Below are 11,656 nucleotides of genomic sequence, written 5' to 3' on the forward strand. Positions count from 1 at the left end.
CTTAGCCGTCGGGCGAGATCTCTCCCGACTTGAACAGGCCGAGCTTGTCGAGCGGGCTCGTCACCGTTCGCACCGTGCGGGTCGCGACCTTGGTATAGAAGGCGGTGTTGTCCAGCTTGGCGTGCCCGAGCAGGACCTGGATGATCCGGATGTCGGTGCCGTCCTCCAGCAGGTGGGTGGCGAAGCTGTGGCGCAGCGTGTGCGGCCCGACCCGCTTGGCGATGTCGGCGGCCTGGGCCGCCTCGACGACCACGCGATAGAGCTGCCGCGTGCTGATCGGCATCATCGCATGCTGCCCCGGAAACAACCAGCCGTCGCGATGCATCACCCCTGCTGCCGCCCGACCTTCCACCACTGGCGCAGCAACAAGAGCAGGTCTTGCGACAGCATGGCGTTCCGGTATCGCCCGCCTTTGCCCCGTTCGACACGCAGCAGCATGCGCTCGCTATCGACGTCGGCGACCTTCAGCGTCGACACCTCCGCCACGCGCGGGCCTGCGCCATAAGCGACCGACAGCGCGGCCTGGTGCTTGAGGCAGGTGGTGGCGTTGAGCAGCCGGGCGACCTCGTCGCGGCTCAACACCACCGGCAGCTTGCGCGGATGCGCCAGACGAACGAGCTTGCGCGCCAGATCGGGACGATCGACCGTATGCGTGAAGAAGAAGCGCAGCGCCGACACGATGCTGTTCATCGTCGGCACGGGAACACCGTCGTCCTGCTGCTCAATCTGGAACCGGCGCAGGTCGTCGGTGGTCGCTGTGTCTGGTGAGCGCCCGAGGAACGTCGCCAGGCGTCCGATGTCGCGGAGATAGTTGCGCTGCGTCTCCCGTGAGAAACGCCGCATGTTCATGTCGTCGATCAGCCGCTGACGAAGTGGACTGATAGGTGCATCGAGAACGGGATAGGGCATGGTCAGGCTCCTTGTTGAAAAAGCCCGTGATGCTCTGCCGCTGCCGAACCGCCCTCAATGCGAGCGCAACGACCGGTTCTTGATCTCTACCCCAACCGCGGGTGCCCATCCCGCGCAGCGGGTTCGTTCGTCGGCCCCATTGCGGTCATTCACCACCAGGGAGTTCCTGGCGACCTGCGGCTACATCGGCGATATCTCGAAGCCTGTAATTAGTCGCGTTCATCGTCCTTAGGTTCGCCAGACCATACGAGAGAATACGATGGAAACGGCTTGGCGAACCATCCGCTAACAAATTGATCTTCTGTAGAAAATGGTGACCCTCCGGGCCCACCAAAGACGTATGTAAGTGGCTGATTTTGTACCATTTTCTGACGAGGTCCCACGACGTGGACTCGGACCCCTATTTCTGGCTAAGCACTTATGGTCTCACGTCCGCCAGTGACGAAGATGTTCAGGCAGACAACTGACCTCAATCTGATCGTTTGTTGGGGTCGTGTGTAGCGCGCCGTGCCGATTTTCTGGAGTGATAAGCCGCGCCCGACGCGGCGAATTCGTAACCCTACTCGGCGGCCGTCTCCGATGGCGCCTCTGCCGGCCCCGAAGGCTCGGCCTCGGCACGGGGCTTGCGCCGTGAAAACAGCGACCTGAGCGTGACGTAGAACACCGGCGTCAGGAACAGGCCGACGAAGGTGACGCCGAGCATGCCGGAGAACACCGCGGTGCCGAGCGACTGGCGCATTTCTGCGCCCGGGCCCGTTGCGATCATCAGCGGCACGACGCCGAGGATGAACGAGAAGGCGGTCATCAGGATCGGCCGCAGCCTGAGCCGGCAGGCTTCGACGGCAGCCTCAGCGGCCGACAGGCCGCGTTCTTGCGCCTGCCGCGCGAATTCGACGATCAGGATCGCGTTCTTGGCGGCAAGCCCGATCAGCACGATGAGGCCAATCTGCACGAGGATGTTGTTGTCCAGCCCTCGGAAAGACACGCCGAGCAACGCCGCGAGCACGCCGAGCGGCACCACCAGCACAATGGCGAACGGCAGCACCCAGCTTTCATATTGCGCCGCCAGCGCCAGGAACACGAACAGCACCGACAGTCCGAAGATATAGACAGCGGCATTGCCGGTGTTGCGCTCCTGATAGGCGAGCTCGGTCCATTCATAGGAGGTACCGGCCGGAAGCGTTTTTGCCGTGATCCCTTCCATCAATGCCAGCGCGTCGCCCGTGGAAACGCCGGGCGCGGCGTTGCCCTGCAGCGGCACCGAGACGTACATGTTGTAGCGCTGTACCAGCGCCGGGCCGGTGACGTCGCGGATCTCGATCAACGTGCCGAGCGGAACCAGCGCGCCAGCCCCCGAGCGCACCTTCAGTTTCAAGATGTCGGCGCGATCGAGGCGGAACGCCTGGTCGGCCTGCGCCCGCACCTGGTAGACGCGCCCGAAAGCGTTGAAGTCGTTGACGTAGGCGGTCCCCAAATTGGTCGACAGCGTCTCGAAGATGTTGGGGATCGGCACGTTCAGGATGCGCGCCTTGTCGCGATCTATCGCCAGGAAGAATTGCGGGCTCGACGCGGAGAACGTGGTGAACACGCCCGTCAGCCCCGGCGTCTTGTTGGCCTTGCCGGCGATTTCGTAGGCAAGCGCCAGGATCTGCCGCATGTCGGCGCTGTTGCGCTCCTGGATCTGCAGCTTGAAGCCGCCGGCATTGCCTACGCCGCGGATCGGCGGCGGCGGCAGTGCGATAATGAAGGCTTCCTTGATGCTTTGCAGGCTGCCGAACAGATTGCCGATGACCTGGGTCGCCGACTGGCCGGCTTTCAGTCGCTCGTCAAACGGTTTGAACCTGGCGAAGATCACGCCCGCGTTGCTGGCGTTGGTGAAGGTCGCGCCGGAGAAGCCGGCGAAGGCGACTGCATAGTCGACGCCTGGCGTTTTCTGGATGATCTGCGACGCCTGCTGGATGACCGCGTCGGTCCTCGACAGCGAGGCGCCGTCCGGCAACTGGACGACGACGATCGCATAGCCCTGGTCGAGCGACGGAATGAAACCGCGCGGCACCGCCTGCACCATGTAGACCGTGGCGTAGATGAGGGCCGCGAAAACGGCCAGCATGGCGGCGATCGTTATCCACGAGCCGACGAGCACACGGATGATGCTCGAATACCAGTGCGCGACCCTGTCGAAGCCGCGATTGAAGCCGTCGGCGAGCGCCCGTCCGAACCGCGCCAGGAAAAAGCGCGGCGGCGCCGCCGCGGCGTGGTGCGGCTTGAACAGCAGTGCGGCCAGCGCCGGCGAAAGCGTCAGCGAATTGAATGCCGAGATCGCCGTCGACACCGCGATGGTGATCGCAAACTGCAGATAGAACTGCCCAGAAATGCCGGGGATGAAGGCTGTCGGTACGAACACGGCTATCAGCACCAGCGAGATCGCGATGACCGCCGTTCCGACTTCGTCCATGGTCAGGTGCGACGCCGGATTGGGCGCCAGCCCTCTGGCGATATTGCGCTCGACGTTCTCGACCACGACGATCGCATCGTCGACGACGATGCCGATCGCCAGAACGAGGCCGAACAGCGTCAGCATGTTGAGCGAGAAGCCGGCGGCGTAAAGCACCGCCAGCGTGCCGATCAGCGACACGGGGATCGCCACGATCGGCACGATCGCCATGCGCCACGATTGCAGGAAGACGATGATGACGATGATGACCAGCAGCATCGCCTCGAGGATCGTCTTGTAGACCTCATGGATCGACTCGGCGACGAACTCGGTCGGATTGTAGACGATCTCGTAGCTCAACCCCTTCGGGAAGTCGCGGGAAAGCTCCTTCATCTTGTCCTGGATCTCCGCGGCTGCGGCGAGCGCATTGGTGCCCGGCCGCTGGAAGATGGCGAGCGCCACCGCCGGTTTGCCGTTGAGATAGGAGTTGGTGACGTAATCCTTGGCGCCGAGCTCGATGCGCGCCACGTCCTGCAGTGAGATCAGGCGGCCGTCGTCGGTCGATTTGACGATCACGTATCGGAAGTCGCGTGCGTCGTTGAAGCGGCCTTGCGTGGTGACCGTATACTGGAACGCCGTGCCGGTGCTGGTCGGTGGCGCGCCGATCGAGCCGCCCGACACCTGGACGTTCTGGTCGCGCAGCGCCTGCACCACATCGCCCGAGGTCATCCCCAGGGCGGACAGTTTTTCCGGATCGAGCCAGATGCGCAGCGAATATTCGCGTTCGCCGAAGATGATGAGGTCGCCGACGCCGTCGAGTCTGAGCAGTATGTCGCGCACCCGCGAGCGGGCGTAGTTCGAGACATAGAGCTGGTCGTAGGTATTGTCGGGCGACAGCATATGCACGACCATCATCAGGTCGGGCGAGGTCTTGGTGGTGGTGATGCCGAGGCGGCGGACTTCTTCGGGCAGGCGCGGCTCGGCGACCGACACACGGTTCTGCACCAGCACCTGCGCCTGGTCGAGATCGGTGCCCAGCTTGAAGGTGATGGTCAGCGCCATCGCCCCGTCGCCCGACGAATAGGACGACATGTAGAGCATGCCCTCGACGCCGTTGATCTCCTGCTCGATCGGCGTTGCCACCGTGGCTGCGACCGTCTCGGCGTCGGCGCCCGGATACTGCGCGCGAACGACGATGGTCGGCGGCGCGATCTCGGGATATTGCGCGACCGGCAGCTGAGTATAGGCAATACCGCCGAGGATCAGCAGGACGATCGAAACGACCGATGCGAAGATCGGACGATCGACGAAGAAATGTGCGAACCTCATTGCTGCAACTCGGCCGTCTCGGCCTTGGGTGGCAACGTCACCATCTCGACCTTCACCTTGGTGCCGGGCCTGGCCTGCATCAGCCCGTTGACGATGATTGTCTCGTCGCCGGTCAGGCCCCTGCGGATCACCCGGTAGCCGTCGAGAAGCGGGCCGGTGCGCACGGGCTTCGCCGACACCATCCCGGCCTCATCCACCAGAAACACGATGCGGCGATCCTGATCGGCGCCGATCGCCTCGTCGGGCACCAGCACGCCCCTATGCGGCAGCGACCCCGGCACGTTGATGCGCCCGAACATGCCTGGCTGGAGAATGCCGTCGGCGTTGGGAAACCTTGCACGCACCCGCATGGTGCCCGTCGCGTTGTCGATCCGGTTCTCGGCAAAATCGAGCTTGCCTTTGAATACCGCCTCCGCGGGGTCGGCGACGCGAACCACCACCTCGAGCCCGCTGGCGCCTTCCTGCATACTGCCGCCACGCTCCTTCGCGTCGCGGGCGTAGCTGAAATACAGGCGCTCATCGACGTCGAAATAGAAGTCGATCGGATCGCGCGTAACGATGGTCGTCAGCAAGGTGGAATCCGGCTGCACGAGGTTGCCGACCGACACCAGCCGGCGGTCGATGCGGCCGGACAAGGGCGCCTTAATCTCGGTGAATTCCATGTTCAGGCTGGCCGTCGTCAGCGCAGCCGTCGCGCCCTGCATCTGCGCCTGCGCCGAAAGGTATTCCCGCCGGCGGTCGTCGACCGTCGCGGTTGAGATATTGCCGGTCTTGGCGAGTTCGTCGGCGCGATCCAGCTGCATCTTGGAGAATTCGAGCAGACTCTTGGCGACGTCCACTTGCGATTTGGCGGCATCATAAGCCGCCTGGTACGGGCGCTGGTCGATGGTGAAGAGCAGGTCGCCCTTGTTGACCTGCGCGCCGTCCTGGAAGCTGACCTTGTCCAGATAGCCGCTGACGCGCGAACGGATGGCGACCTGGTCGACGGCTTCGAAGCGCCCGACGAACTCGTCGTCTTCGACGATTTCACGGACCACCGGCTTGGCCGCCGTCACGGCGGGAAGCTGCTGATCCTGCCCAAACGCAGTGCTGCTGAAAGCCATGCCGAGCAGGAATGCCGCCGACATGGCGGCGCGGGCAGGCCAGCCGGCCGATCGACTGGGTCGCCCGCCCGCGTCGCGATGCAATTGCCCATTTTCTGGGGTGTCCATTTGCGTCCTCGCTCGCTGGACCGGAGGTCGGTTGATCCGCTTCTACGCTCAGGCTTCTCGTCGAGATCAGAGCACTGCAGTGTTGTGCATGGCAACATGATCATTTTCCATGTGGGCTGAAATGTCCACCCTGTGGCTGCCCCGCCACCGGGCTAAAGTCAGTCGCGAATTAAGGGATCCAGGATTCCTTTGATGGACGGCTTATGATTCATATTGGTCGAAGGAGACCGATATGGGCGTCACCACGCCGGCCGGGTTCAAATGGACTGCAACACTGCGGCATCGCAAGCAACGTCGTTGCGGCCAAGATGGGTGCCAGCGGAATGGCACCTTTCTGGCTAGTTCGCCCCAGAACCGGACCGTGCCGTCGGTCTGGGGCATGTCTCCGAACGTTCGCAAACGAGGTTAGCTACAGTCGACTGTTTGGCGTCACGGGAGCATGCGGAACGATACGGGAAGATTTCTGATTTTGGCCCACGAAAAAGCCAACAAAATCAACGATGCTAATACGCCCTCCGGGCCCACCATAACCGTTGATTTTTTAGAAAAAGTGCCCTCGGCCCAAAACGTTATGGGCCCGTTATGGGCCTAACAAAAAATTGGCGGTCGGCTTGGCGATGCGGACGCGGATTGACAGTGACGGATCGTCCTGCGGTATGATCCATCTCTCGACCTCGATTGCCAATCGTTCGCAGAGGATCGGCATCGAGATGCTCGACGGGCGCGTCGCGCCAGGTCAGTGGACAGGCGGGATACGAAGGGTTCTGGCTGCATCGGCACCTCGACGCGCTCGGCACCGCGTCGTGGTGACGATGCGCGCCGTGGGCTGCGCGAATGCCAGCGCCCGGTGAAGGTGAGGACGGCGCGCGGATGCTCCGCTTCTGGCTTCTTTTCGAACTATCTGCGAAGGATGCGGGGCTTGGAGCCGCTACGCTTCAACTCTGAATTCAAGCATTTTGCGACTTGTCAAACGAGCAATTGATTTGGATCAAGTCGAGCGCCCGAGATCCTGGGATTGTTCTAAATTAGCTGCTTGTTAAAGGATCGCATGGGTGACCAACATTGTTTCCAAGCTTGCCAGGGAGTGCAACTTGACTCGAAGCAAGGGCGTCGACTTCCCTATGATCTGAAGGGACACCCATACGTCGCGGGCCCGCCGATGCAGGATCGCAATGACAAGGAGCCCATCCTGAGGATTCCCTTGTTTACGGGCAGCTATCTTGTATTTGACGGTTCAGGCTTTCACCTTGACTGAATTCTGAAGAGCTTGGCGTTAGCGTCTCTCCTTACCGGACCAAGGCGCTGTTTTTGGGGAGCACCTGCGCGATTCATCGAAAGAGGCATAGCCCAGTACAACTATGAAAAATGCAAAGGCAGTCAAGACCGCGATGGTGACGAGCAGACTATCTGTTGGCACGTTTGTTCTCCCTTCAACGCTCCCCTCCATAAGGCAGGCCAAATGGCAGGTGGGCGTTGATCTGGATCAACCGGGCTTAACTTAGGGGCGAGGCGGAGGCACGGTCCTTATGAGCAAGAGTGAAAATTACGGTGCCACTGACTTGCGCCAGATCAATTGAGGTCCTGCGATCACGGCTATGGCGAAGCAGCTAGGAGATGCGCCGATGCTGTCCTTCACGCTCGATCAGTTTCTCGCAGCCGGCGACGCCTAGCAGCAGCTCCAACTGGCCGCGCTATACCGGGTGAGGACATCTTCGCTCCGCCAACATGGAAACCGCGACAGAATTGAATGCCTCGCTCTCCCGACCCAATCATGTGGCGGCCCCAGCGCGGACCGCGAAGAGAAGCTAGTGACCGGCCTGCTAGCGGTAGCTACAGGAGCAAAGATTGCCAATACCGTCCTCACGATTCCGTCACATCACAGAATGCTCTACTCGTTCAGCTTTCCGCCACGGTGTCCCATGGTCATCTTGGATGCGTACATAGTCGGTGAGCGCTTCCCCGGCATGTTGGCGTCAAGAACGAGCTGTTCGATGAAGCCTTGGTTCATCTCCAACTCCACGCATTCGTCGAGCTTATCGACAAGCCAAACCGCGTAGCCTTCAGGTTCCTTGGCGTCAAATTCCGAATCGTCCGCCGGAATCTTGGGCTCCGGAAACGCCGGGATGATCATTATCTTGGGCTTTGGCAAATCGTAGGTATGTCCCTCATAGGCATAACCGACAATTATCCCGCACGATGTTTTCTGTTCCGGAGATGATCCGAGCATGAAGGTACTGCCTACCGTTGAAAGGACCGCAGTGCCAAAATTCTTCAGGTCGATCTTGAAATGATAGGAGACTCTGATTGGTATTTTTGGAAATGGAATATTTCCATTTATTATATCTTGGCGGCCTTTGTTGCTGTCATATTTCTCCAGCACTTCAAGTGCGTTGACACGTTGCTCGTCGGTGATGGGTTCCCCAGGCGCGGTTTCGACATACATGCCGGTGTCCCCAAAGGGTGCTGGCGCACCGGGCACGCTGAGTCCAATTTCCGCCCCCAAGCCATAGAGCCTGACCTGTGTTGCGTTGTAAGCGCCTGATGGAAACGTTAGTGTCGGTCGGTGATAATCGTCGCTCATTTTCCTCGCTCCTTTTTGCTGCATCCTTCAGTTCACAAGATCTCCCGCCAGCTGAAGTTCTCATCGAATTTTTCCGCGAGCATCGGCGCGACGCGATCGCTGGCGTCCACCACCAACGCTGCGGCCTTTTCGAACGACAGGTCATCCGCATCGAGGCGTGGCCATGCCTGAGCAAGTGCGAGAGCCACCTCGTCCCTTGCTCTGATCAGCATGCTCTTGAACATGAAGGGCCGAGCGCGGAAGGCGCGGGACGTGAAATCCGAGATGCGCTGCATGTCGGATTGGTCGACATCCTTGATATCGATCCCCAGCAGCCGCTCGTCGGCCAACCCCTCGTGCACCAATGCCGCGTGGTAGACGTCGACGATCGTGTCGAACACAGCTCCCGTGAACGGCCGTGACCTGTCATGGATTTCCGCCGTCACCTCCGACATGCGGCGTGCGTTGCTGGCGAGGCGGATCTGCAGATCGCCAGTCAGTTCGGCAATCCGGTTCAATTCATTGAGAACAAGCAGGTTGCCATCGCAGTGCCGCAGCAGCCGGTCCATGCCGCTGTCGAAATTCAGGAAGGACAAGAGCGAAACCAGATCCGAGCTGGCCTCGTGGAACGGTCCGAAATCGCCTTGGGTCAGGCCGCCGGCTGGTGTCCCGAACAGCGAAAACAAGATGGCGTGGCCGACCTCATGTGCGATCACATCGAAGTTGAGTGCATAGGGATAGTTGCGTCCGTCGATGCCGCGCTCGCGGCCGAGTTCCAGATAGCCATAGCCCGATTGCGCATTCTCCCAGTCGACGAAGGGGATGATTTCGAGCCGCTCGTACGTCTCGGCGAAGTACCAGACAATCGGTTTGCCGAGGTAGCTTTCCCAAATGTCCAGCACGCGGCTGACCGAGGCGAAAGCGTGCGCAGAAAGGAACTGCCGCGAGGTCAGCGAAAGCTGATCGAAATGGCCGTCAAAGCCAGCCGCTGCAGGCGGAAATATTTCGCCGACAAACGGTGGTAGATAAGGGTAGTCGTAAGGCTCTTTGGCGAGGAGCGGATCGCGAACGTAGATGCGGTGATCTTCCGGGCCGGAGCGGATCAGATCGGGTGGAGTAGAAATCCATACTGTTTCCGGTGTTCCGTAACCCGAAAGGTGCGGGACCTGCGGGTAGACCAGGAACCGCGTTCCCAGCAACGCATCTTGCGCGACGACACGATCGACCGCGTCCAATTGCTTGGCTCCCTCTCACGCTACCACGCTATCACGGCGCTTACGTTGCGTAAATCGTGGCCCGCCAAGGGGTCAGGGCCTACAGCGCCAGCCCCGCATCATCCATATCCTTGGAGAAGGCCGAGGTTAGCTGTAAGTCCGGCATGGGGTGCGCTTTTTCAAATGCTTGCTCCCGCAAAAGTTCGAGTGCCCGCAGGGCATCTTGCTTTTTTTGCTGGACGAAAGCCGCGCCGAGCTCCCTGCACAATTTCTCGACGTCGTCCTTGCCGTCGCGCGCATGCCGGACCATGCGTGCCAGGGTGCGCTCGCGAAAGTTGACGGCCTGTGCCGCACCCTCGAGCCTCGCCTGCTGTTCGGGTGAAATCACGCCGCGCCGGCAAGCAACACGAAGGGTTCGGCGCAGGTCAATCAGCGCATGCGTCAAGGGAGCGAAATTCACCTCGGCCGGTCCATGCAATACCGCTACCGCGTCGTCGGGTGCAAAGGCGAAGCGGCGATACCATCGGTAGATAAGCCCGACGCCCTGCATATGGGGGAACAGCTCGGCTGCTCGAAGGGCACCCATGCTGGCCGCGCCGACGACATGAATGCCGCGGCTGAGGGCCCACAGGATTTCCTTGTGCCGAACCGCGGGCTCGGCCTGAAAACCGCCGTCGATGACAAGGATCACACTCGGGTCGAAACGCTGTACGGCCGAAACGATCGAGCCCTGCACGGCCGGGGGAAGGCAGACCGCATCGACGACCTTCAACGCGTCGGCATGGGACAGGGTGGGGCCGGTGAAGACGAGTTTCGGGCGCATGGTCTCTATCCCTGCAAGAGTGGCTGCAAGGCAGGGATGACGATCCTGACAACCGAAAGGCCGTCGAGCGGTTTCGTTATCACCCGGACTAGGTGAACCGCGTCGAATCCTCTCTCTTCGAGAATTGCCAGGAGGACCGACAGCCCGTCCGATGCCGTGTTGAACGTCGGCTCGGCGAGCGCACGGAAATCCACGCTGCGCGGGCCGTCGCGGAGGAGCCGGCGATGCGCTGCGATCATCTGCCGATCGGGGTATTTCGGATAGAACGCGCGCGTCAGGTCATCGCGCGCGCCCGAGATCGCCGCCAGACGGGCCTGTGCCGCTTCGTAGATGGCGTGCGCTGCCGCGCCGGCGGGACTGAAACCGGCAGCCGAACCGTCAGCCGGATGATCCAAAAGGACCGTTTCCGTCGGTTCGTCTTCTAGCAGATGGCACCACACCACCGGTATGCCCAACGGCGACAGAGCTTGCCAAAGGCCGACCAGCACCTTCTTGGCCGCCAAAGCCTCTAGGAGATCGCGGAGCGAGGGATCGTCGATCGTCTCGGGATCGATGCGTTGACGATGGAAAAAACCGTGGGTCCGGTATGCCGTGGCGATCGCGTCGCGTTCGATGCATTCAAGCATGCCATGAATGATCGCATCCGGCTCCTCGAAGCCTGCGGCCAGACCGCTCGTCGATGCCGTGAAAATGCCGTCATAGGGCAGTGACGGCAGCACATAGGCGGTGTGCACGAGCTCAAACGGGACCAGCTCGCGGTTGCCGGTGAGAAGATTGTCGGCGGCTACCCACGCCGTCTCCCTGCCGCGCCATCCGGGCGCGGTGCCGTCCTGGAGATGGCTTTCGAAACGATCTGGCGGGATGCCCAATTGATCGGCGCAGCCGACGACTGTGTCGAAATTCGCCACCTGCTCTGCAAAGAAGCTCTCGGCCGATTCCAGCATGGCCGATATGGCGGCTTGCGCCAGGGTGGCGCCCTTGCCTTGCGCGACCGCGTTGGAGAGCGAGAAAGGCCTTGTCACCTGCACGACGGGGATGCCGAGCTGGTCGAGCCCCGTAAGGTCGGCGATCCGCGTGATGCCCAGGGCTTCGCGCATCTTCATCAGCCGTGCCAGCGCCTCGTCGGGCGGCGGACCCAGGCGTTCATATCGCTTCAGCATCGCGGATGCTCTTCAG

At 61.4% G+C, this 11,656-nt stretch carries 6 protein-coding genes and 1 pseudogene; all 7 read right to left on the reverse strand.

The window, feature by feature from the left end:
* Position 1: 1 nt before the first annotated feature.
* Positions 2 to 909: pseudogene (locus AC0L2P_RS28865) on the reverse strand (site-specific integrase).
* Between the two features lie 559 nt (positions 910 to 1,468).
* Positions 1,469 to 4,672: an efflux RND transporter permease subunit gene (locus AC0L2P_RS28870; protein ID WP_473506225.1), complete on the reverse strand. Its 3,204-nt coding sequence runs from the start codon at positions 4,670 to 4,672 to the stop codon at positions 1,469 to 1,471.
* Positions 4,669 to 5,775, reverse strand: a complete 1,107-nt coding sequence (locus AC0L2P_RS28875; protein WP_473506267.1) for an efflux RND transporter periplasmic adaptor subunit — start codon at positions 5,773 to 5,775, stop codon at positions 4,669 to 4,671. Before AC0L2P_RS28875 ends, AC0L2P_RS28870 begins: the two co-directional genes overlap by 4 nt.
* A gap of 1,996 nt (positions 5,776 to 7,771) precedes the next feature.
* A complete protein-coding gene (locus AC0L2P_RS28880; RefSeq protein WP_473506227.1) occupies positions 7,772 to 8,464 on the reverse strand; it encodes a hypothetical protein in 693 nt (230 codons plus the stop codon).
* A 32-nt stretch (positions 8,465 to 8,496) separates the two neighbouring features.
* Positions 8,497 to 9,678, reverse strand: coding sequence for a gluzincin family metallopeptidase (locus tag AC0L2P_RS28885; RefSeq protein ID WP_473506229.1), 1,182 nt, complete (start codon positions 9,676 to 9,678; stop codon positions 8,497 to 8,499).
* Between the two features lie 79 nt (positions 9,679 to 9,757).
* On the reverse strand, positions 9,758 to 10,480 hold the full coding sequence (locus AC0L2P_RS28890; protein WP_473506231.1) for a TfuA-like protein: 723 nt from the start codon (positions 10,478 to 10,480) through the stop codon (positions 9,758 to 9,760).
* Positions 10,481 to 10,485: 5 nt separating this feature from the next.
* Positions 10,486 to 11,640: a YcaO-like family protein gene (locus tag AC0L2P_RS28895; protein ID WP_473506233.1), complete on the reverse strand. Its 1,155-nt coding sequence runs from the start codon at positions 11,638 to 11,640 to the stop codon at positions 10,486 to 10,488.
* Positions 11,641 to 11,656: the final 16 nt, after the last annotated feature.

The sequence above is a fragment of the Mesorhizobium sp. WSM4836 genome, from assembly GCF_055811815.1.

Bases quoted from the DNA above. Each gene is read 5' to 3' on its own strand.
- AC0L2P_RS28870 (WP_473506225.1), bottom strand. From the start codon at position 4,672: ATGAGGTTCGCACATTTCTTCGTCGATCGTCCGATCTTCGCATCGGTC.
- AC0L2P_RS28875 (WP_473506267.1), bottom strand. From the start codon at position 5,775: ATGGCTTTCAGCAGCACTGCGTTTGGGCAGGATCAGCAGCTTCCCGCC.
- AC0L2P_RS28880 (WP_473506227.1), bottom strand. From the start codon at position 8,464: ATGAGCGACGATTATCACCGACCGACACTAACGTTTCCATCAGGCGCT.
- AC0L2P_RS28890 (WP_473506231.1), bottom strand. From the start codon at position 10,480: ATGCGCCCGAAACTCGTCTTCACCGGCCCCACCCTGTCCCATGCCGAC.
- AC0L2P_RS28895 (WP_473506233.1), bottom strand. From the start codon at position 11,640: ATGCTGAAGCGATATGAACGCCTGGGTCCGCCGCCCGACGAGGCGCTG.